Here is a 21,751-nt window from a genome sequence, read left to right on the forward strand (position 1 = left end):
TTGAAAATCGGTAAACTTACTGTTTAGATGGCTGCATCAAGCACAAAACAGAATTAGATCCGATGATATTTAAGCTGCTGCAAAAGAATACAAATGAAGGGACAGGCATGAGTTCCAAGGACCTTGCAGCCAGCTTGGCTATTGGTGACCGCATACATAACCGACGCAAAGAGCTTGGCCTGACGCTGCAATTACTTGCAAAAACTTCCGGCCTATCAGCATCTTTTATCTCACTGGCTGAACGGAACAAGACCGTACCATCGTTAATGTCCTTGATGACACTGTCGAAGGCACTTGGTGTTTCAATTGAATATTTTACCGAAGCAATCACAGCGCCCAACCCAATTAAAAAAGCCGACGACCCCCAAGTGCTTGAAGACACGGCACAGCTGACAGTTACTCAGCTTAGTAATGAAATTGAGTTTGGACAAAATCTGGATGTCCTGAAAGTACGGCTGGCACCGAAAGAGCCATTACCAATCGCCCCAAAAGAAGGCGAAATTTTCCTTTATGTACTTGACGGATCTGTAAGGTTTGAAAACAGCGACCTTCAGGAAACCCTGACCGTGGGCGATTCGTTTCATATTGATGCACGGGTGACGCACACAGTCGTCAACGCCGAACAGGACAAAGACACAGTTCTATTGTATGCCTGCACACCAAGCAGGATACAGCGTTAGGACATCATACTGTTCAGCGAAATTGCGCAATTACCACAGGCAGCAAACCATCAAAGTCGGACATCAACAGTATCCAGAACCTTACGGAATGACTGGCGGAAAACATCCAGAAAGTGCCGGGACGGGTTAGAAAGAGTTCTGCCGCCCGGAAAAATCGCAGTCACGGAGACCTGCGGCGCAGAGGGCAGTGGAATAATCCGGGCACGTTTGGCGTCTGGCGACTGCAGTAATTTATGAACCGTCAACGAATCAGCAATGGTAAAACCCGCATCCCGCATCACCAGATCCACAGCCAACTGGTGCGAATGCGCATTAACAACAGGGACCGGATTTACCTGTATGGACCGTAAATACGTCCCAACAGCCTGCCCAAGCGGCGTGCTTTGAAACGCAGCAATATAGGGCTTTTTATCTTCAAACAGGCGCTGTACCGTCTTTTGGTGTGACACCGGCCAACTGGCAGGAATAATAGCGTATAAACCAATTTTCCCGATCAATGTGGACGACACCCCTTCAAGCGTTCCCGTGCCGAAGGTAAAGCCAATATGATAGGTACCTGACCGCGCGCTTAGTCGGCGCAGAATTTCGTCTGTATTATAGGTCGACACATCCACTGTGTAATTCGAATAACTGTGTGTGAACTCAACCAAAGCATCTGGCATTACTTCCAGTGACAGAGATGATGTTGCTGCTATCCTGACGTGGCCTGCCAGCCCTTCGCGCAACTTGTTGGATAAACGGTCCAGCGCAAACAGCGCATCATGGGCTCTTTCCGCTTCTTCAAAAAGGATCCGTCCCTCTGATGTCGGAATTAAACGGCCACCTTCCCGCTCAAAAAGCCGAAAACCCAGTGTTTTTTCTGCCTGTTTAATCGTTGTCGTGACGGATGGCTGGGAAATACCCAAACTCTTGGCAGCAGCTGTAATACTACCTTCCACCATGACAGCGTAAAACACTTCCGTCTGCCGAAAATTCACCGTTCTCTCCTTTTTATATGTACGGTCTTGTCCCTGTTCGATTGCACCATGGTATATAAATATTCCCTATGCAAACAACAAAACTATCAATTTGCCGGTGCCTTAGGCCGGGCGTATGGTTTTCCTACACCAAAATGGTTGAACAAACTTTCGGACCTTAAAGAAATGACATCAGTTTTATACCGCTCTCCGGTTACTGGCTATCCGGTTGCTACTCAGTCTTCTGGTATGTTTATCAGGGATGCACACGACAAAGCCTGGCTGGATATGAGCGGCGGTGCCGCTGTTTCCCTTGTTGGACACAGCCACCCCCATGTGCTTGGCCGTATGCATGCACAGCTTGATAGCATGGCATTTGCTCACACAGCCTTTTTTACCAATGAACCGCAGGAGCAATTGGCAGAAAAGCTGGCGGCGCGCTTTACCGAGAAGAACGCACGGGTCTATTTCACCTCTGGTGGGTCCGAAGCCAACGAAGCAGCCATCAAATTAACATGGCAATATTGGGCAGCACGTGATCAGGCATCCAAGAAAATCATCATAAGCCGTGAAAACAGCTATCACGGCAACACCCTTGCCACCCTCTCCATCAGTGGTAACCCGGATCGCCGGGTGGCCAGCGCAGCACCTCTCCTGGACTGGCCACGGGTATCCCCTTGTTATGCATACAGAAACCAGGAAACTGGGGAAACTGATGCAGCCTATGTGGCGAAACTGGCACAAGAACTCGAAGACACCATCTGCAAAACCGGTGCGGACAATATCGCGGCTTTCATATGCGAACCTATTGTCGGTGCGTCTCTGGGGGTTGTTCCCTATGTCCCGGGCTATCTGAAAGCCGTCCGGGCGCTCTGCGATAAATATGATATTCTGATGATCTCTGACGAAATCATGTGCGGCAGTGGACGTACCGGCAAGTTTTTTGCCCACGAAGATGAAGGTGTCGTACCTGATATTGTAACCTTGGCAAAGGGCATAGCCGGCGGATACGCGCCACTTGCCGCCACCATTGTCAGGCAGAAAATACCCGAAGCAATGGCCCACAAACACTTTGAACATGGCCATACCTATGTCGGACACGCCCTGTCCTGCGCCGCCGGCATGGCTGTTCAGGAAGTCATTGATGCTGAGAACCTTCTCTCTGGCACGCTTGAAAAAGAAGTCATGCTTAAAAATGCTCTCGTAGAAGCAACCGCTGACTGCGCCCATATAGGCAACATTCGGGGCAAAGGCTTTTTCTACGGTGTTGAATTTGTCAGCGACACAGAAACCAAGAGCGGTTTTGAAAATGGTGCCGCGATCGCTAAACAACTGAAGGCCGAGGCTATGAAAGCAGGACTGATCTGCTATCCCGGTACCGCCAAAATAGGCACAGAGTCTGTGCCGCACATTCTGTTTGCACCGCCGCTGATTGCAGAAGCCAATGACTTCAGCCTCTTGGCAGAAAAGCTGCAAACAATCGTCAAGGCCGTGTTTCCATGAGCATGACTAATATACATTCAAAAACGCCCCTGATGGTCATGAGCGCCCCAAACGGCGCTCGCCTGCAAAAGGCAGATCACGCTGGTCTGCCGATTTCACCGACTGAATTGGCAGAGGAAGCCAAAAACCTTCTTGAAGCCGGGGTCTCCGTCCTGCATTTGCATGTCCGGGACGCGGATAATCAGCATAGCCTGGATGCCGATCTGTACCGCGCTGCACTGTCTGCCATCAAACAAGCTGTTGGCGACAAACTGGTGTTACAGGTCACGACAGAAGCCGTGGGCATGTATGACCGCCACCAGCAAATGGCCCTTGTGAACGATCTGAAGCCAGAAGCGGTATCGCTGGCACTTAGGGAGCTCTGCCCCGACGATAGTTGCCTGTCTGAGGCATCCGCTTTCTTCTCGAACCTTCGGTCCTTTGATTGTTGGCCACAATATATTCTCTATTCACCTGAAGACGTTATCCGCTTTGACACGTACCGCAAGGACGGCGTTTTCGGCGATGATACACCGTCAGCCTTGTTTGTACTGGGCCGTTACAGCAGTTCCTTAACCGGTGATCCGGGCGAACTTGATGCGTTCCTGCAAGCGTGCCCGTCCACCGACTTTCCCTGGTCTGTTTGCTGTTTCGGCAAAACCGAACATCAGGCAGCACTGCGCGCGGTACAAAACTTTGGGCATGTACGCCTGGGGTTTGAAAATAATCGCTGGCTGCCGTCGGGCGAACTGGCCCCCACCAATGCTATGCTGATCACGGAAACAATCAAGTCCATCTCCGCAGCACTGCCGGAAGATGCTATGCGTCCGCTGGCAAATGCAGACTGGGTAAGAGCACACTTCGCTGCATCATAGAGGCACAGTTAAAAAAGGGTTCCCGGCTAGGTCATATGCCGGGGGTCCAGAAGATCCTGTAATCTATCTCTTGGAATGTCTGTTTCCTCTGCGGCCACATCCAGCACAGGTCGGTTTTCCTTATATGCTTTTTTGGCAATCTCTGCGGCCTTCAAATAGCCAATTTCCTTATTCAGCGCAGTCACCAGGATAGGATTACGCCCTAATTGATCCGTAACACGTTCTTCGTTCACAACAAAGGTTGCGATTGCCTTATCGGCAAGGGCGCTGCATGCACCAGATAGCAGGGTCTGTGCCTCTAAAAGGTTATTCGCCAGCAGCGGCAACATGACATTCAGTTCAAAATTCCCGCTTTGCCCCGCAATGGTATTGGACGTATGCAGGCCCATCGTTTGGGCGGCGACCATGGCAACGGCCTCTGGGACAACGGGGTTTACCTTTCCTGGCATAATGGACGACCCCGGCTGCAAAGCCTCCAGTGTTATTTCGCCAAGCCCTGCATTAGGACCAGAATTCATCCAGCGCAAATCATTTGCAATCTTCATCAGGGCAACCGAAAGCGTATTAAACGCCCCTGATAAAGCCACGGCGCGGTCCTGGGCACCGATCAGCTCAAACGGATGGGGGCTGGCCCGGAACTCAATTCCGGTTTCCGTGTGCAGCCCCTCGGCCACCAAACGCGCAAAATCTTTATGGCAGTTCACCCCTGTGCCGACCGCCGTGCCGCCAATAGCCAGTTCCTGCATTTCACCCGCCGTGAACAAAATCTGTCGCCGGGCATGGTCAATCTGACCACACCAGGCATGAAGTATCTGATCAAACCGAACGGGCAGGGCGTCCATCAAATGGGTTCTGCCGGTTTTGGTAATATGCGCCAAAGACGCAGCTTTCTCCTCAAGCACCACTATCAGATGGTCAAGCGCAGGCAGCAGATGCCGCTGTAGCTCAATCAGACAGCTTACATGCAGCGTTGTCGGCGTAACATCATTACTGCTTTGCCCCATATTTACATGATCATTGGGGTGCACCTTCAGCCCTGAATTTTGACGTGCGACATAGGCCAAAACTTCATTCGCATTCATATTGGTGCTGGTCGCCGACCCGGTTTGATACCGGTCGATCGGGAAATGCGCCGCAATCGCCGCATCCGTGACGCACTGTGTATAAGCACCTGAAATTGCATCAGCGACGCTTGTGTCAAGCTCCCCCAGCGCACCATTTACCTGTGCGGCCACTTTTTTTATCAACAGTAAAGTCCGGATATAAGAAGGGTCCATCGGACGCCCGCTGATCGCGAAATTCTGCCGTGCGCGTTCTGTCTGGGCACCATACCATGCCGACCCAGGTACTGTGACGGTGCCCATACTGTCTGATTCCTGACGGTCCTTCATGATATTCCTTTCTTCTGTGGACTATTGACTGGTTTATCAAACTTCTGCTGTTGCTGCGGATACTGTACAAAAACCTGCCCTAATTGCCATTTCACTAAGTTTAACACGCCGTCCCCATAATGCATCCTGCAATTCCTCTTGCGGGATACCACTGTGCCAGATACAATTATGCCGTGAGCACACTTTCAAACATTAAAGCACTCTGTAGCGTAAACACCCGTTTACGTTTGTTCTGGAACTATTTTGAAACGCTCAGTGGCAACTGGCAAACACTGCCAATAGAGAAATCCGCCTTTAATCCCATGGACGTAGCACCCTGTTTGACAGGCGTTGTCCTGACCGAAACCAACATGCCTGATGAAGTCACCCTAAGGCTTATTGGCAGTGATATGGAAATCCTCTTTGGCCGCGGTGCCACGGGTAAAAACGTGCTCACTCTCGTGTCAGAGAAAGAAGCCCCAGGCGTTCGGTGGTTCTATAAGTCATTATATGACAAGCCCTCTATAAGCTATCAGGACAGTATTCTTGAACTGGAAACCGGCAAAGGTATAAGGACAAAAACTCTTGGATTTCCGTTGTGGAATAAAAACGGCGCCCCAGTTTACCGTATTACCTGCTCGGTCTACGAACGTGCTGACTGGAGAAACCTGCAACATAAGGCGAGTGATGCCGTGGTCCAGCATCATCTGATCAATAAGATTTTATTTGCCGACATCGGTTATGGTGCGCCAGACGACGTTATTCCGCCGGCCTGATAGCTGCCTCAGTTTTAGACCATCAGCGCACCAACCTTAACCTTGCTTATACCTTTAGAATTTGCCTGTCCAGTGGGCCGATATTTTATAGTTTCGTCCGATCCCCGGTACACCAGCAAAGACACGTTCGGCACGTGTATCTCCAACATTGTCTACACCGGCTTCAAGCCCAAAACCCTTTAAAGGGCCAGACTGTGGCGACCAGACAGCAAATAGATCAAGCACCGTGTATCCGGGCCGCTTTTCCTCCGCAGCATTAACCCGCGCATGCTTGCCCGCCATATCCAGCCGGGCACCAATCCGGGTACCACCTGCACCTAACTTTATGCCCGCGGTCAGATAATAGCGATCAGGGGTCAACACTCCGACATACGTATCCGTATCCCGATTGCGGCCGGTAATTGTGCTATAACTGGCACGGGCGAATACAAGAGGACTGTCATAGGAAGCCTCTAGCTCTATCCCTTTTAGGCGGGCACGGTTTTGATTCACATTTGAGCTGGTACCCGATGTACAAGCCCCGGCTCCGGGCACAAAACATCCGGGCGTAAACGCGAAATCCACCTGCAAGTCGATCATATCCTTTACAGACGACTGGTACCAACTGGTCTTCAGAGAAAATCTGTCACCCCGCATCAGAATATCATCAAACCGCGTTCCAAAGCCTGCTTCAAACGTTGTCGACTTCTCAGCGAGCAAGTCTGCATTATTGACAAAGAAATTAGGCGCGATCACACCGGGCCCCAACGGGATTTGAAAATGGACGCCATCGGCAAATATTTCATTGAAGGATGGCGCGCGAAAAGCCTGCCCGTAAGCCCCAAACATCATCAGCCACTCGTTCGGTTCATAGGTAACACCTAGCCTGGGGCTAACGCTTTGATCACTGGTCTTCGGGCCACCATCCTCTGAACTGTTTTTGAAATTGTCGTAGCGTACCGACGGAATAACGAGCGCACGCCCCCAACTGCCTGATGCCTGCATTTCAAACTGGGCATACGCGCCAAATGTTTGTGCCTGCGCGTTTGGAACCCCGCCGCGGGTACCATCTGCCGTGTCGGTATCGGTACCAAATTGCCGGTCTTCATAATATTCTAACCCCGCGGTAAAGGCATGTTCTATCACCCCTGTGGTAAATCGTGCGGTATTGAAAAGTGAGATACCGTTAGTGCGCACAGCACGGGTAATTTCGCGCGGTGTATCCTGATCAGCCTCGCCCACCTCTGCCTTTGTGTGATAGGCAATTACGTTAATGTCCAAAAGCCTTTGATCAACCGGTGCATACTGTAAACCGAACCGCAGCGTATCGCTGTTAACATCTTTTGCCATCAGGTCCCCTTCATTCAGGCCCTGACCGTTATTTGGCTCGATGCTGTCGCCCCTATAGCCAATCCAGGAACCAGTCAGTGTCAGACCGTCTGCTACCTCCTTTCTGATCTTCACAAGGCTACTGGCAATGTCATCATCCGCCGCAAGGGTACTGCCGTCTGACAGCTCCAGATCATCACCGCGCCTTAGGGTGACACTGCCGACAGCTTGCAGCGAACCATCCCTTGATTGACCAAAAACATTCAGACCAGTAAGCCATTCTGAACTTGCGCCCTGAAAGCCGGCCCGCAGCTGGATTGCGGCTGTCTCCCCTTTAGACAGCACATCACTTGCATCCAGCGTACCAAGGGAGATCACCCCGCCCATCGCACCTGATCCATAGAGGCTTGAGGCTGGGCCACGCACAACCTCCGCGGACTTTAAAAGACTTGGATCAATGAAGAACTGTCCATCATGGGCGGACAGAAAATTTTGCCGAACACCGTCAAATAGCACCAGGACCCCCACACCCGATGTTCCCCTGATGGACGGGACCTGCCCATTGCGGCGCGGTCCACCGCTGAACTGCACACTGGGCACACCCTGGAATATATCAGAGACAGACAGGGCCATCTGGTCACTGATCTCGTCCTTGCCAATGACAGAAACACTGGCTGGCACGCTGAAACTGGACTGTTCTGTGCGTGTGGCGGTTATCGTGATTTCTTCAAGGGGGGCAGGTGCCTCCGCCATATTCGGCGCCGCCGTCGCAGCGCCAGAGAGCATGAGACTGCTACTGGCCAGTGCGCTGGCCGACATAAGGAATCCCTTTAAAGACGATATAGTGAAATCAATAGGATTATTCATAAGTCTACTTCCAAGCCTTTATTTAATAATGATTATTAATATCATTGTTGACTGTTAGCAGAAAATCCCTTAATTGCAACTAAGAATCATTATTATTTATCAATGTCATTTTTCTTCAGGGAGCTATTAATGAAAACTACAGGGATCAGAAAACTTGCCGTAATGGGGGCTTTGGCCCTCTTGACGGCATGCGGTGTAACATCAGGACAAGATCATGCGATTGCGCCGTCTCTAGGCAATAATGCCACAACGCCACCGCAGGCAGACAGGGACGCGATCTTAAACATGGCCGGCTCCTACCGCGTCACCTTTGATTTCACAGAGACAGTCTCCCTGCAGGAAGGGTATGAGCTGAAGCCACAAAAAATCTCCCACGCACGCGAGGTTGTTTTTGTCATTGAAGACAGACCTGATTTCATCAGTCTGCAGCATATTCTTGTGGCGGCAAGCCGCGAGGAACCGAAACAATATTTCCCGATCAAACACTGGCGTCAGGACTGGCAGTGGCAACCAGACACCGTGCTGTCCTTTGTCGGCGGCAACGGCTGGGAAACACAGAAGGTTTCCACTACAGAAAGCATGGGAAAATGGTCGCAGACCGTTTATCAGGTGGATGACGCACCACGATACAGCGGTTTAGGCGCTTGGCAGCATACGGAAGGCAGAAGCGTATGGGAAAGTGCCCGGTCCTGGCGTCCGTTGCCGCGCCGCGATGCCACGACCCGCGATGATTATCAGGTCATCAGTGCCGTCAACCGCCATGCCATTACCCCAACCGGCTGGGTTCACGAACAGGACAATACCAAACTAGTAACAGACGGCATGACTATCCGTGCACTAGCGGTGGAAGTTGGCGTCAATACCTATACCAAGGCAGATGATTACCCTGTTAGTGTGGCAACCACATATTGGCACAATACCGCCTCATACTGGGCGGATATCCGCACAAAATGGCAGGAAATCGCCTCCAACAAAAACAACTTTTTTGCCCTGAAAGTACAAGGCGAGCCACAGGAACTATATATGCCGCTTCTGGAGCTGGCTTCCACCATCAAGGCAGACGGGTCCAACCTGGATACCGCCATTCGAGATGCCCGCGACATCATTGATGACTATGTCCTGATCACACGGTCCACCCTGCAATCCCGCCTGAACACCGACATAACGTCAAGGTAAAGGGAGCAGGAACCAGTACCCATACCGGGTGCTGGCGGGGGGCAAGGGGATAGTGCAGGTCTCTCAATAGGCACTATCCCCATTGTTCGCTATTATACCATTCCACAGCCTGCCCTGTACTGATTCTAAAATTATGTTTGATTATAAAATTTTAGTCTACTACATGTATAGAAAGAGCAGGAGAGACACATGACCGGGTTACGCGCGCGCCAAAAAGCGGAAAGAAAACAAAAAATTGAGCAAGCTGCCAAGGCACTGGTCGAAGAGAAGGGCTTTACCCTAACCACCATCGAGGAAGTAGCAGCCAAGGCGCTTGTATCCCCTGCAACTGTTTATAATTATTACGGGAACAAGGGCGAATTACTTCTGGCCTTAGTCGCCAAAGGGGAAGAAGGCACAAAAGCACGCCTGAGCGATGTCGAGACACGCGCAGGCAATGAGGCGCCTGAAGTCCTGCTTGCCGACATTATCTGCTCTAACATGCGGGATACACTTGCCTATCTATCGCGGGAAGTATGGGGCCATGTTGTCGCCTATGTTGCCACCACCCCGGACCCGCAAGTCGGCCCCAGATATATGGATGCCATCGCAGACGATCTGGCAAACGCACTGGCATGTGCGCTGACCATTTATATGAAACGCGGTATCCTGAAGGAACTGGACGCGGACCGGTTTGCCTACATGATGACACGGCTTGAGCGAAACCATTTCCTTGGTTTCATCTACCAAAAGTCCTTAACCGAAGAAGATCTATATCAGGGTGTCCGGGAAGAAATTGCATTCCTTATAGAGGCTATCAAACCCTGACGGACCGTAATCTGCGCGGCAAACCTTTGTAGCCCAACTTTTCAGAATTGAACTAACCGATTGATGTTGCTGACTTTTATCAGTGCAATCATTTTTGCATGCCTGCTAATTTAATAGTAAAGATTAATTTTATAGTTGACTAGAAGTTTTGATATGGCACTATTTCAAAAATTTTACAAAGTTGAGGGAGGCCTATATGGCACATAGTAACACCAACATGTCTAAAGCCCTGTTGTCCGCCACGGCACTTTCCACCGTTCTGATCTCTGGTGGCAGTGCTGTATTGGCGCAGGAAGACGGTCAGGTCGTACTGGAGGAAATTCAGGTTACAGCAACACGCCGTGTAACCAGCGTTCAGGATATTCCATATAATATTTCTGCCATGTCCGGTGCTGACATTGACGCTGCTAAAATGGTGGATGCGGCAGAACTGTTGCGGGCAATGGCTGGTATCGCAACCGCTGACCGCGGTGCCCGTAACGCATCGCAAGTCAACGGCATCCGTATTCGCGGCCTGAATGTTGATAGTGCCTTTCGCGGCGATGTGCCTGTAACGTCCGGGCCAACCGTTGCAACCTACATCAATGACACACCGATCTTCTCCAACATGATGCTGAAGGACCTGAATAGGGTAGAAGTACTGCGTGGACCGCAGGGAACCTTGTACGGCTCTGGCGCTTTGGGCGGTGCGGTACGTTACATTACCAACCAGCCAAATTTGGAAGAGTTCGAAGGATCTGTTGCTGGCACCATCAGCACAACGGACGGGTCTGGCGGGCTAAGCTGGACAACCGATCTCGTGCTTAACATCCCTGTTTCAGACAGTTTCGCCCTGCGCGCTGTTGCCAGTCACGTCGATACGGCCGGTATTATTGACTATGTAAACATCTACGAACTGGACGGAAACGGGGCCCCTGTTGTCCCGGGCGATGTCACCGATACAGACGCACGCTATACCTCCGTGAAGGATGCCGACGAAGCAGAAACAGACTTCTTACGCGTTACAGCACTTTTCAAACCAAGCGATGCATTTGACGTATCTTTGTCCTACACCCATCAAAGCGATGATGTTGGTGCCCGCCGCGGCTCTGCCGAAGGGGCTGTGGACGGTGACGGAAATGTCTATGGTCGCTATGAAGCGGGCGCGGTACAGCTGGAGCCAGCAGAAGCAGACCTTGAAATGTTTGCTGCCGAAGTCAATGTCGATATGGGTTTCGCTACCCTGACCTCTTCTACGTCCGTTTATGACCGCGACGGCAGGTCGATCAGCGAAAACACTGGCTTTTACGCACAAAAAGGCTGGCTGGCGAACTTCTACTACAACAGCCCAAGGCCGCTTGCGCGTGCTGACCGTGGTTTCCGTGACAAAGCCTTCATTCAGGAAGTCCGTCTGGTTTCAAACAGTGACGGACCTTTGAACTGGGTTGTCGGCGGTTACTATCAGGACCAGGACCTGGAAGCAGATCAGGTGTCAACTCTTGCTGGCTACAAGGCATGGGCGTCCACCGTTTTTGGCTGGATGTCTGACGGTTACGGTTATTCCGACACCGACAATGACTTTGACTTTGATAGCCTGACACGGGTGAAAGAAAAGGCACTATATGGTGAAATCACCTATGACGTGACCGATGCATTCCACGTAACTGGTGGCATTCGGTATTTTGATAGCTCTGTATCGGCCGATGCGCGTGTTGATCTGCCTTTCTGGAACAGCCTCTTTGCCCCGGCAGAGATTGTTGATCAGAAGTCAGGCAAAAAGGACGCGTTGTTCAAACTGAACCTGTCTTACGACATGAATGACGACACAAAACTGTATGCCACGGTCTCTGAAGGATATCGGCGTGGTGGCGCGACCGCCGTTCCAACAATCGGCTATTTCGCCGAAGATCCGGCATGGCTGTCTTTTGGATCAGACAGCGTCGTCAACTATGAAATTGGTGCCAAGGGTGTGTCGGATGCATTCCGCTATACAGTCAGCGCATTCTATGTTGACTGGACCAATCCGCAAATTAACACGGCAACGTCCAACTGGGGCTTTTTCACTGTCGCAAACGGTGACAAGGCACGCAGTTATGGCCTCGAGGTTGAACTGGAAGGACAGGCAACAGAAGCCCTGCACTACACCGTTGGGTATGCGTATCTAAACTCCAAATTAAGCGAAGATTTTCTTGCCCCAACGGGGTCTGTCATCGCAGCCGACGGCAACTCCCTGCCGGGTGTCCCAAAACATATGTTCAGCGCAAGCGCAGACTATACTGCTGAGATTGGTGGCTATGAAACAATCTTCCGCATTGATGGGTATCTGCAAAGCAAGACCAAAAACTATATCGACAATGATCATCCGTCATTCGGTCAAACCCACAAAGGCTTTGCCCTGATCAATGCCGCAACCACAGTGCGCGTGTCCGATGTTGATATCACGCTGTTTGTGAAAAACCTCTTTAACAACAGAGGTGTAACCGCAAGATACAGCGAATCTTACATGGGAACAGACCCTGCCCAGAACTATTTTGGTAGCGGCGCCAAGGCAGAAATTACTCTGCCGCGCACCTTCGGTCTGGCTGCTAAATACAGCTTCTAAGCAAAGAGTTTGGCGGGAAGGGTTTTCTTCCCGCCTCAATATAACGCATTATCGGTGCCTTATCAGGTATCAAGCGTTGGATCAGACATGCAAATATCGTCCGTCATACCCCAAATCACCGGCCTTGTACGGTCCGGGCAGATCTCAGCCGCCCAGTCGCTGGCAGCAGACTTGACCGCGTCCTATCCCCGGGACAAGGACGCGTGGCTCTGTCGCGCACGGGTGGCCAAAATTGCGGGCGACTTTCAAAATGTCCTTCAGTCCTGTGATCATTTACTGGGGGTATTTCCTGAACTGGATGCCGCGCATATTATGCGGGTTGAAGCCTTGATACAGACAGGGAATATTGCCGCAGCTATCCAGTCCCTTCTCGACCTTAAAAACATGCCGTCCGCCAGTGCCGGCTTTCTGGTTCAGGTTGGTGACCTTTTGACAAAAATGTCGATGTTTGACGAAGCTTTCCCCTGTTATGAAAAAGCCGTGAAGCTGGCACCAGATAACAATGCCGTTGCCTTCAATTATGCTGTTGCCCTGAATTACCGGGGCGATATGGCAGAGGCCGAAAAACAGTATGATACAATACTTGCCCGCAACCCCGCAGATTATGACGCTTACTATAACCGCGCGACCCTTCGAAAACAGACACATGATAACAATCATGTTGCTGAGCTGGAACAGCAGCTAAAGGGCGACATTCCAAACCATGCTGGCCACATACAGGTCGGCTATGCGCTTGCCAAAGAACTGGAAGACCTCGGCGAATATCCTGCCTCTTTCTCCCACTTGCAGGCAGCAGCCACCCTGCGGCGCAAGCATCTGCAGTATGATGTTCGGGCCGATGTTGCGACCATGGCAGAAATCGCGGGTGTCATGGACGCCTCTTTCCTGAATGAATGCGACAAAAACCTGCCGTCACCAGAAGGCGGTCCGATATTTATTCTGGGTATGCCGCGCAGCGGTACGACGCTGGTCGACAGGCTTATCACAAGCCACTCGTCTGCTGATAGTCTTGGTGAAATTAATGATCTTGCAATGGCAATGATGATGCTGGCCGGGCCGGTTAACAGTAAATCGGATTTGATCCGCCAGTCTGCCAACATTGATTTCACAAAACTGGCCGAAACCTACGAGAAGACAACCCGGGCACGCCTGAAACCAACACCCTTTCTGACAGACAAAACCCCCGCGAACTTTCTCTATATTGGGCTGATTGCGCGCGCGATGCCATCTGCACGTATTGTCCATCTGGTGCGCGATCCCGTGGATAGTTGTTATGCCATGTATAAAACGCTTTTCGGAATGGGGCACCCCTTCAGTTACGACTTTGACGATCTCGCTCAATACTACGGCGCATACAGTCAGTTGATGGACCACTGGCGCAGCCACCTTGGTGACCGTATTCTTGATGTGCACTATGAGGACTTGGTCACGAACACAAAGGGCGAAAGCCAAAGGATACTTGGGTACTGTGGCCTTGACTGGGAAGACACGGTTCTGGACTTTCACCAGAACTCGACACCAAGCGCCACCGCCAGCGCTGCACAGGTCCGGGAAAAGGTCTATACGTCATCTGTTGGAAAGTGGCAGCATTATAAGGACGGCCTGAAACCCCTTATAGAGGCGCTCCACGCAGCAGGCATCAACACAGACATAAATCCTGGGGTGTCTCCATGATTGCGGCATCCTTATATCTCATGATGACAGTTGCACCAGGAGGGACCCAGGGGGCAATGCCGGTTTCCAGCCTGCCTGCACCGGTACCTGCGATGATGGCACAGCAATCTCACATACCCCCGTCCGACATGATTACGTACGGCGGTGTGATTGATGGACAGCACTATTTCGGCCCATGTCGCGGCAACCAGCCGTGTGACCGCTTGCCTCTGATGTCTTTCTCCCTGGCGAAATCGCTTGTGGGCGGCATTGGTTTAATGCGGCTCGAAAAACTTTATCCTGGGGCGAAGAACACACATGTTTCCGACTATATACCCGCCTGTGAAAGCTGGGGCGATGTCACATTGGCTGACCTTCTCGGGATGGCAAGCGGACATTTTGTGTCAGCTGCACCGCACATGGACGAGACAAAGGGTTTTGACGCATTCAACAGCAAAAAAACTGCCCCTGAGAAGCTGGATTTTGCCTGCAACAATTACCCCAAACAGGCTGAACCGGGGACGACCTTTGTCTACCGGACATCGGATCACTTTATACTGGGCGCGGCCATGCAGGCTTTCTGGCGGGAAAAGACAGGACGGCCAGAGGCAGATTTCTACCAGGACTTGATCGTACCGCTATGGCGTGCGCTTGATCTATCGGCTTTGACACATACCGTCAGACGAACAGACGACATTCCAAACACAGGCTGGGGTATGGTCTTCACCCGATCAGATATCGCGGCGATTGCCCATGCACTTGCGGCCGATGATCCGCGCCTCGTTGATAGTCTGGATACGGACATGCTGAATGAAGCGTTACAGCACACGGACCAGGTAGCAGGTCTGCCCGCAGGGGACACCCTCCGCTACGCCAACGGCTTTTGGGCATGGGATGCAACCGAGCACTTACAGTGTACAGACAGAACACAGATCCCCTTTATGTCGGGATACGGCGGCATTTCAGTGGTGCTACTGCCTACTGGCGATGTCTATTATTATTTCAGTGACGGCGGCGTGCACCGTTTTGCGGACGCAGTAGCTGCCCTGCACTCTCTGCGCCCCATCTGCAGGAGCAAAAAGTCATGATTGATACTTCAACCGCCCCGATCAAAACAAACCCCAGACATCTGACACCAGACGGGCTGGCTGCCGCAATATTTCTTGCCTTCCTGTCAACGGCTGGACTTTTCTATGTCAATCTGGGCGGGTCATTTCTTTCTGCCTTTGTCGACGGCCTGGGGCTCAGTCGGGAAAGTGCAGGCTATATAACCAGCTCCAACAAATATGGTGCTGCCTTTGGTGCCTTTATCGCTGTGCTATTAGTCAAGCATATGAACTGGCGGAAAACTGCCTATTTTGTCCTGCCGACACTGATACTGACCGATGTAATTTCTTTCCAGATTGCTGACGAAACCTTCCTGATAGCAATCCGTTTCTTTCACGGCTCTATCGGTGGGTTTCTGGTCGGGCTTGGCCTGTCGGTCATTGCACGGATGCAGTCGCCAGAAAAAGGCTACGGCATGTTACTTGCGGTTCAATATACGTTTGGCAGCGTAGGCATTTTCACTGTCCCCAAACTTGTTGGGCTTTTTGGACATGCGGCTGCCTTTGGCGCGCTGATTACCTTCAGCCTGATCACGCTTGCTATGGTGCCTTTCATCCCGGACTATCCACCAAGAGAGAAAGCACCTGCGCGCCCTGACGGTAAAAAGTCGTCTGTAATGCTCGTGCCGTTACTCCTGACGCTGGCGGCTATTTTCCTTTTCCAAACCGCCAATATGGGGGTTGCGGACTATGCTTTTGAGCTGGGAAAAGACAGTGGGTACACCATGTCGGAACTGTCAAATCTGCTGGCGGTTGCCAATCTGATTTCAGTATCAGGTGCCCTTCTGGTCTATAGTGTGGGTACCAGATATGGGCGCCTGCTACCCCTGATGGTCGGCGTCGGACTGGCCGCAACCTTTACTTTGGCCTTTCATTTTTCAGAAATACCTGCCGTCTACTTCATTGCCAATACCGTTACCGGTATGACCTGGGCTTTTTGCATGTCTTATTTTCTGGGACTGATTGCTGCCTTTGACGGCCACGGCCAGATGGCCGCACTTGGGGGAGTTATCTCCAAAATGGGGCTTGCCAGTGGACCGCTGATCGGCGCCATGGTCGTCGGCGAAGGTAATTTCACACTGATAATCAATTTGGCGGCAGGGGCACTTGTTCTGTGTGCCCTGTTCGCCCTGTCACCTGCTTTGCGCCTTGACCGCGCCAATACTTGATAAAGGAAATCAAACCATGTCCGTCTTTACTATCGCGTCGTTGCAACTTGATCTTGCCAGCAGCAACAATATGGACCTGATCCTGAAAAAAGTGCGTACTGCAGTTGCCCGGTATCCCTTCATTCAAATGGTCATGCTGAGCGAGCTGGCGCTGTGCGGTGCAGGCGCTAAATCCGGCACACCCAGGCTTGCTGATGCGCAGGACAGTCTATGCAACCTGGCCAAATCCCTGGGTATTTGGCTTATCCCCGGTTCGATCTTTGAGGACGAAGGGGGCAAGGTCTATAACACCACGCCAGTGATCGACCCGAACGGGAACATCATTGCAACATACCGCAAAATGTATCCCTTCTATCCCTATGAAGCTGGCGTTTCCGAAGGGCAAGATATCTGTGTTTTCGATATCCCGGATTACGGCCGCTTTGGCCTGTATATCTGCTACGACATGTGGTTCCCGGAACTGTCCCGTGCAATGATCAGCAAAGGCGCCGAAGTTTTATTGCACCCCACACTGACCGATACACAGGACCGGGAGGTCGAACAAGCCATGATCCGCGCAACCGCCGCACAGCAACAATGCTATGTCATTGATGTAAACGGCACCGGCCAACAAGGGCTGGGCCAAAGCCTGATTGCCGGACCTGACGGTGAAATTCTCCATAAGGCCAGCACCAAGGAAGAAATCATTCTGACCGAAGTGGACTTTGACCGTGTTCGTCGCGGTCGGGAACGCGGCATTATGGGACTTGGGCAACCTCTGAAAAGTTTCCGCGATGCCAGTCATATCTTCCCTCACGAAGGTATGAACAATCGCGATGAGTATTTCGATACGCTTGGCCCACTGGAAGTCGCAAAACGACCCTAGACAAAATAGTTATTCCTTAAGGTGATACCTGGATCCTGTGCGCTACCCTTAACCGGGCAGCACCCGAGCACAGGATCATTTTTTTATCTGCCAGGAAAAAACACTATAAATTCAGAAGATAGCAGCTAGACTGCCCCAAATAGTGTTTCACCAGTAGCCAAAAGGGTCTTTGTTATGCTTCGAGCGATTTTAATATTCCTTACAGGGGTGTCCTGTCTGATCAGTGCCTCTGTCAGTGCCGATGAACCAGCCTTCAAGAAAGGCCCCGTCTTCCCTGACTACGGAAAAATTGCGGTGGTCAATAACGAATACCCCCTGCCTGATGACTTCAAACTAAAAGTGGCTTTTGACATCATTCCTGCGGCGAAACCGGGGGAAGTTAACCGCGCGCTTGATAAAGCTGCACGATTTATCAACATGCATGTAGATGCTGGTGTACCGCTTGAGAATATTACCGTTGCCCTTGTTCTGCACGGCAATGCCACGCTGGACGCTGCAAATGCTGCCACGTACCGCGAAAAAACTGGACAGGAAAACGGCAATATTGATCTGATCAAGGCACTGAACGCGAACGGCGTTCATCTGTATCTTTGTGGTCAAAGTGCTGCATCCCGCGGCATCACAACGGATAATAAACTGCCAGAAATTAAAATGGCCCTCTCGGCCATGACCGCCCACGCACAGTTGCAGCAGGACGGATACACCCTTAACCCATTCTAATAGACAGTATCATGGTTGCACTCGGGCAGGGCCTTGCCAGCCCGGGTGTGGCTAAGCCTACAGGGAACGGATTTAAAAATCTGAGATGATACCGTTCTTTTCCCAGTCACCGTAGCGTGTTGGCTCTGGCCCTTTTTGGCCCCCAACTTCCCGTGGCTGGGTTCCGGATGTTGTATCCTGTTTGGGGTCTGCATTTACACCAGTGTCAGAAGAAGCAATATCGGCGTCGTCCTTGTCAGAGGGTGTTACAGTAGCTTTGTCAGTCATCAGTCTTTTCCCGCTGTGTCAGTGGATTGGTCCGCTGATACCCTCTTTTGATGCCTTGTTCCAGTAAAAGAGCGCAAAGAGCGCGATTACCGCCGGCAATATCAGCCCGAATTCCCCAGTATAGCGCACCGGAAAATCATACCGAAGTGTCAGCGGGTGAAAGAAAGACAGCACAAAAACATTGTGGGCTGCATGCATCAAAGTAGCAGGCAACACACTGCCGGACGTTATCCGGTAGTATGCCATGGGAAAAGACATGGACACGCACAAAATGGTAAAATTCACCACCTGTATCCAAAGCCCTTCTGGCCCTGCATTATAATTCGCGAAAAGAATGATCGGCATATGCCACGACGCCCATACCAGACCTGAAAATACCGCCGTCCAGAAGAAGGACATTTTGCGGTATAATTGCAGCACCAAAAACCCGCGCCAGCCCAGCTCCTCACCAAACGAAGTGGTGATGTGCCAAAGCATACCTATGGTCCCAAGCAATATGAAGCCCGTGATTATCAACCGGGTTTCAGACCATCCGGCCGCACCCGTTAAATAGGCAACTTCCTTGTAAAAACCTTCATTGCCAATAGCACCAAGTCCAAGCGCCCAGATCAATCCGTACGCCATACCGCCATATAGAAGCGGCAAAAGATACGACCAAAAGAGCGGCCGGGACCGGCAGGGTACAATACCCAGCATATGCCAGTTTTTCCGGAATAGTTTCATTGTCAGATAAGCGGCCAGCGCAGGCGTCCACATCAACAGCGCCAGATAAAACTTCTTTAATCCCATTTCGACAATAATCGTCGACACAATCGCGCACAAAAGTGCCGTGATTGCGAGAAAGGTTCCGATCGCCGGATATATTTTATCTCTATCAAGTAGGGACGCCTGGGTTAACGCCGACATAATCTTTCTCCCATTCCCTTTCAGGATACAAATTTACAATCGAAATTCCAGACAAATTACAGCTACTTGAACCAAAGTTGATCTTACCCACATTATAGAGAAGACCTATTTTGGCATGTTGGAGATTAGTTCGAATGAGTATGATGCGTACTGCAATGTTGATGGCGGCTATGACCGCACTCTTTCTTGTCATCGGCTTTATGCTGGGAGGCACGACCGGGGTTGTTTTTGCGTTGCTTTTTGCACTGGGTATGAACGCATTTGCTTACTGGAATTCTGACAAAATGGTACTTCGTATGCACGGTGCACAGCCTGCTAACGAGCAGAATGCACCTGGCCTGACTGCCATGGTTGCAGATCTAAGCCGCCGTGCAGCACTTCCCATGCCAAAAGTCTATGTCATCATGAGCGACCAGCCCAACGCATTCGCCACAGGCCGCAACCCGGAAAATGCCGCAGTTGCTGCCACATCAGGGCTTTTACGGCTGCTGAACAGAGACGAAGTCGAAGGGGTTATGGCCCATGAACTGGCACATGTGAAAAATCGCGATACGCTGACCATGACCGTTACTGCAACGCTGGCGGGTGCGGTCTCTATGCTGGCGAACTTTGCGCTGTTTTTCGGCAATAACCGGGATAACCCACTGGGCCTTTTGGGATCGATATTGATCATGATTTTTGCCCCTATGGCCGCTATGGTGGTGCAAATGGCTATTTCGCGAACCCGAGAATATGCTGCTGATAAAACCGGCGCTGAAATTTGCGGTAATCCAACAGCCCTTGCAAGCGCCCTGGACAAGCTTGGTCGCGGCACTCGCATGCGCCCGAACCCGGTCGCGGAACAAAACCCAGCGACTGCTCACCTGTTCATTGCCAATCCACTAAGTGGTAAATCGTTCGATTCGCTGTTTTCCACCCACCCAAGAATGGAAGAGCGGATCAGACGACTGACCCTACTGGCATCCGAAATGGGACCTGCGTCCCGCCGGCATCACGCCCCTGCACAGCAGAGGCCTACAAGCGTATGGGAAAACGGCCCGCGACCCGACACTGGAACAGCATCCCGTCCGACAGGGCAGTCAGGCGTCCCAACCACACACGGAGATACATCTGGCGACAGAAAAGGGCCGTGGGGCTAAAAACGCCCCGTTCCATCCCATAGAAGTAGTTACAACGTCTTCAGCAGAGCTTTCAGATCACTATCAGGGCGGGCACCCAGCGCAGAAATGACCTCCGCGGCAGCCAACGACCCAAGACGACCACTATCGGCCAGCGAGTAACCGTTTGTGACGCCGTACAAAAACCCTGCAGCAAACAAATCGCCTGCGCCTGTAGTATCCACAACCGTTGCAGGCGCGGCATCAATCTGGTGGGTTTCTTCTTTCGACAGAATGATACAGCCCTTCTCTGACCTGGTCAGCGCTGCGACCCGCACATGGGGGCGCAGTTTTTCAAGCGCTTCCTCAAAACTGTCAACCTGGAAAAGGGATGTAATTTCAGCCTCATTTGCGAATAGAATATCAATATGATTTTCTACCAGATCAATAAACTCAGACCGGAAGCGATCAACGCAAAAGCTGTCTGACAGGGTAAACGCAACCTGCTTGCCATTTGCTTTGGCAATTTTCATGGCTTTCAATACGGCTTCCTTGGCGCTCTCGCGGTCCCAAAGATAGCCTTCAATATACACCACATCTGCCTGGGCTACTTCGTCTTCATTTACATCCGAAGGCGTAAGCCGACCACAGGCACCCAAATAGGTATTCATGGTGCGCTGTGCATCAGGCGTGACCAAAATCATACTGGAGGCGGTCGACGGACCACTATCAGCAGACGGCGTTGTGAAAGCCACCTCAAGAGTTTCCAGGTCATGACGGAAAATGCGCCCTAACTGATCATCGCGCACCTTGCCAATATACCCTGTGCTGCCACCCATCATCGCGATACCAGCAGCCGTATTGCCCGCAGACCCACCGGACCGCTGTATAGCTGGCGGCATGGCACTATATATCCGGGCCGCTTCATGTTCTTCGACCAGGATCATTGCCCCTTTGGTACAGTCATGCACCTCCAGAAAATGATCATCGACCCGCGCAATAATATCTACAATCGCGTTTCCTATGCAAAGGACCTGCACCATATTCCCTCCAATTCTGTGTAGTGAAAGCCACTCAGACATTGCACAAT

Annotated in this window: 19 protein-coding genes; 13 read left to right on the forward strand and 6 right to left on the reverse strand. The window is 51.5% G+C overall.

Translation table 11 applies throughout. From position 1 onward, the window contains the following. Positions 1-107 precede the first annotated feature (107 nt). Complete coding sequence (locus IE181_RS03040) at positions 108-680, forward strand: helix-turn-helix domain-containing protein (RefSeq protein ID WP_191250071.1); 573 nt, start codon at positions 108-110, stop codon at positions 678-680. Between the two features lie 50 nt (positions 681-730). On the opposite strand, the gene IE181_RS03045 is transcribed toward IE181_RS03040, so the two are convergent. After that, complete coding sequence (locus tag IE181_RS03045) at positions 731-1,657, reverse strand: LysR family transcriptional regulator (RefSeq protein WP_191250072.1); 927 nt, start codon at positions 1,655-1,657, stop codon at positions 731-733. A 165-nt stretch (positions 1,658-1,822) separates the two neighbouring features. On the opposite strand from IE181_RS03045, the gene IE181_RS03050 reads away from it, so the two are divergent. Continuing rightward, positions 1,823-3,139: an aspartate aminotransferase family protein gene (locus IE181_RS03050; protein ID WP_191250073.1), complete on the forward strand. Its 1,317-nt coding sequence runs from the start codon at positions 1,823-1,825 to the stop codon at positions 3,137-3,139. Continuing rightward, complete coding sequence (locus IE181_RS03055) at positions 3,136-3,993, forward strand: beta-keto acid cleavage family enzyme (protein WP_229819113.1); 858 nt, start codon at positions 3,136-3,138, stop codon at positions 3,991-3,993. The genes IE181_RS03050 and IE181_RS03055 overlap by 4 nt, the downstream gene beginning before the upstream one ends. Before the next feature lie 26 nt (positions 3,994-4,019). Here the strand turns inward: IE181_RS03055 and IE181_RS03060 are convergent, their stop codons facing one another. Beyond that, complete coding sequence (locus IE181_RS03060; protein ID WP_191250074.1) at positions 4,020-5,384, reverse strand: class II fumarate hydratase; 1,365 nt, start codon at positions 5,382-5,384, stop codon at positions 4,020-4,022. 173 nt (positions 5,385-5,557) lie between these two features. On the opposite strand from IE181_RS03060, the gene IE181_RS03065 reads away from it, so the two are divergent. Next, entirely contained in the window at positions 5,558-6,139 is a 582-nt protein-coding gene (locus tag IE181_RS03065) for a PAS domain-containing protein (RefSeq protein ID WP_191250075.1), read from the forward strand. Positions 6,140-6,193: 54 nt separating this feature from the next. On the opposite strand, the gene IE181_RS03070 is transcribed toward IE181_RS03065, so the two are convergent. Continuing rightward, positions 6,194-8,266, reverse strand: a complete 2,073-nt coding sequence (locus IE181_RS03070; protein WP_191250076.1) for a TonB-dependent receptor domain-containing protein — start codon at positions 8,264-8,266, stop codon at positions 6,194-6,196. Between the two features lie 177 nt (positions 8,267-8,443). On the opposite strand from IE181_RS03070, the gene IE181_RS03075 reads away from it, so the two are divergent. The 8 genes from IE181_RS03075 to IE181_RS03110 all read left to right on the forward strand — a co-directional run bounded on the left by IE181_RS03075 (position 8,444) and on the right by IE181_RS03110 (position 18,391). Then, the gene (locus IE181_RS03075; RefSeq protein WP_191250077.1) at positions 8,444-9,490 is read left to right on the forward strand and encodes a DUF6607 family protein; all 1,047 of its coding nucleotides are present in this window, start codon (positions 8,444-8,446) and stop codon (positions 9,488-9,490) included. Between the two features lie 189 nt (positions 9,491-9,679). Beyond that, entirely contained in the window at positions 9,680-10,297 is a 618-nt protein-coding gene (locus tag IE181_RS03080) for a TetR/AcrR family transcriptional regulator (RefSeq protein WP_191250078.1), read from the forward strand. Positions 10,298-10,493: 196 nt separating this feature from the next. Further along, positions 10,494-12,878 carry a TonB-dependent receptor gene (locus tag IE181_RS03085; RefSeq protein ID WP_191250079.1) on the forward strand — a complete coding sequence of 795 codons (2,385 nt, stop codon included), beginning with the start codon at positions 10,494-10,496 and terminating at the stop codon, positions 12,876-12,878. An 87-nt stretch (positions 12,879-12,965) separates the two neighbouring features. Then, positions 12,966-14,552 carry a tetratricopeptide repeat-containing sulfotransferase family protein gene (locus tag IE181_RS03090; protein ID WP_191250080.1) on the forward strand — a complete coding sequence of 529 codons (1,587 nt, stop codon included), beginning with the start codon at positions 12,966-12,968 and terminating at the stop codon, positions 14,550-14,552. Then, positions 14,549-15,619 carry a serine hydrolase domain-containing protein gene (locus IE181_RS03095; RefSeq protein ID WP_191250081.1) on the forward strand — a complete coding sequence of 357 codons (1,071 nt, stop codon included), beginning with the start codon at positions 14,549-14,551 and terminating at the stop codon, positions 15,617-15,619. Before IE181_RS03090 ends, IE181_RS03095 begins: the two co-directional genes overlap by 4 nt. Next, positions 15,616-16,806: an MFS transporter gene (locus tag IE181_RS03100; protein ID WP_229819114.1), complete on the forward strand. Its 1,191-nt coding sequence runs from the start codon at positions 15,616-15,618 to the stop codon at positions 16,804-16,806. The genes IE181_RS03095 and IE181_RS03100 overlap by 4 nt, the downstream gene beginning before the upstream one ends. A gap of 16 nt (positions 16,807-16,822) precedes the next feature. Next, positions 16,823-17,671, forward strand: coding sequence for a carbon-nitrogen hydrolase family protein (locus IE181_RS03105; protein WP_191250082.1), 849 nt, complete (start codon positions 16,823-16,825; stop codon positions 17,669-17,671). A gap of 174 nt (positions 17,672-17,845) precedes the next feature. Further along, positions 17,846-18,391 (forward strand): DsrE family protein, encoded by a 546-nt coding sequence (locus IE181_RS03110; protein ID WP_191250083.1) that lies wholly within the window; start codon positions 17,846-17,848, stop codon positions 18,389-18,391. A 72-nt stretch (positions 18,392-18,463) separates the two neighbouring features. Here IE181_RS03110 and IE181_RS14590 read toward each other — a convergent pair whose 3' ends face one another. Both IE181_RS14590 and IE181_RS03120 read right to left on the reverse strand, forming a co-directional pair. Next, complete coding sequence (locus tag IE181_RS14590; RefSeq protein WP_229819116.1) at positions 18,464-18,658, reverse strand: DUF1674 domain-containing protein; 195 nt, start codon at positions 18,656-18,658, stop codon at positions 18,464-18,466. A gap of 18 nt (positions 18,659-18,676) precedes the next feature. Beyond that, positions 18,677-19,564, reverse strand: coding sequence for a CPBP family intramembrane glutamic endopeptidase (locus IE181_RS03120; RefSeq protein ID WP_191250084.1), 888 nt, complete (start codon positions 19,562-19,564; stop codon positions 18,677-18,679). A gap of 134 nt (positions 19,565-19,698) precedes the next feature. Between IE181_RS03120 and htpX the strand changes: the two genes are divergently transcribed. Then, positions 19,699-20,703 (forward strand): zinc metalloprotease HtpX, encoded by a 1,005-nt coding sequence (gene htpX, locus IE181_RS03125; RefSeq protein ID WP_191250085.1) that lies wholly within the window; start codon positions 19,699-19,701, stop codon positions 20,701-20,703. Between the two features lie 29 nt (positions 20,704-20,732). Here htpX and IE181_RS03130 read toward each other — a convergent pair whose 3' ends face one another. Continuing rightward, entirely contained in the window at positions 20,733-21,704 is a 972-nt protein-coding gene (locus IE181_RS03130) for an adenosine kinase (RefSeq protein ID WP_191250086.1), read from the reverse strand. Between the last annotated feature and the right edge of the window lie 47 nt (positions 21,705-21,751).

The sequence above is a fragment of the Kordiimonas sediminis genome (assembly GCF_014656395.1).
Taxonomy (GTDB): Bacteria; Pseudomonadota; Alphaproteobacteria; order Sphingomonadales; family Kordiimonadaceae; genus Kordiimonas_A; species Kordiimonas_A sediminis.

Excerpts from the sequence above, each read along its gene's own strand:
- IE181_RS03040 (WP_191250071.1), top strand. The coding sequence starts at position 108 with ATGAGTTCCAAGGACCTTGCAGCCAGCTTGGCTATTGGTGACCGCATA.
- IE181_RS03050 (WP_191250073.1), top strand. The coding sequence starts at position 1,823 with ATGACATCAGTTTTATACCGCTCTCCGGTTACTGGCTATCCGGTTGCT.
- IE181_RS03055 (WP_229819113.1), top strand. The coding sequence starts at position 3,136 with ATGAGCATGACTAATATACATTCAAAAACGCCCCTGATGGTCATGAGC.
- IE181_RS03060 (WP_191250074.1), bottom strand. The coding sequence starts at position 5,384 with ATGAAGGACCGTCAGGAATCAGACAGTATGGGCACCGTCACAGTACCT.
- IE181_RS03070 (WP_191250076.1), bottom strand. The coding sequence starts at position 8,266 with ATGTCGGCCAGCGCACTGGCCAGTAGCAGTCTCATGCTCTCTGGCGCT.
- IE181_RS03075 (WP_191250077.1), top strand. The coding sequence starts at position 8,444 with ATGAAAACTACAGGGATCAGAAAACTTGCCGTAATGGGGGCTTTGGCC.
- IE181_RS03080 (WP_191250078.1), top strand. The coding sequence starts at position 9,680 with ATGACCGGGTTACGCGCGCGCCAAAAAGCGGAAAGAAAACAAAAAATT.
- IE181_RS03085 (WP_191250079.1), top strand. The coding sequence starts at position 10,494 with ATGGCACATAGTAACACCAACATGTCTAAAGCCCTGTTGTCCGCCACG.
- IE181_RS03090 (WP_191250080.1), top strand. The coding sequence starts at position 12,966 with ATGCAAATATCGTCCGTCATACCCCAAATCACCGGCCTTGTACGGTCC.
- IE181_RS03095 (WP_191250081.1), top strand. The coding sequence starts at position 14,549 with ATGATTGCGGCATCCTTATATCTCATGATGACAGTTGCACCAGGAGGG.
- IE181_RS03100 (WP_229819114.1), top strand. The coding sequence starts at position 15,616 with ATGATTGATACTTCAACCGCCCCGATCAAAACAAACCCCAGACATCTG.
- IE181_RS03105 (WP_191250082.1), top strand. The coding sequence starts at position 16,823 with ATGTCCGTCTTTACTATCGCGTCGTTGCAACTTGATCTTGCCAGCAGC.
- IE181_RS03110 (WP_191250083.1), top strand. The coding sequence starts at position 17,846 with ATGCTTCGAGCGATTTTAATATTCCTTACAGGGGTGTCCTGTCTGATC.
- IE181_RS14590 (WP_229819116.1), bottom strand. The coding sequence starts at position 18,658 with ATGACTGACAAAGCTACTGTAACACCCTCTGACAAGGACGACGCCGAT.
- IE181_RS03120 (WP_191250084.1), bottom strand. The coding sequence starts at position 19,564 with ATGTCGGCGTTAACCCAGGCGTCCCTACTTGATAGAGATAAAATATAT.
- htpX (WP_191250085.1), top strand. The coding sequence starts at position 19,699 with ATGAGTATGATGCGTACTGCAATGTTGATGGCGGCTATGACCGCACTC.
- IE181_RS03130 (WP_191250086.1), bottom strand. The coding sequence starts at position 21,704 with ATGGTGCAGGTCCTTTGCATAGGAAACGCGATTGTAGATATTATTGCG.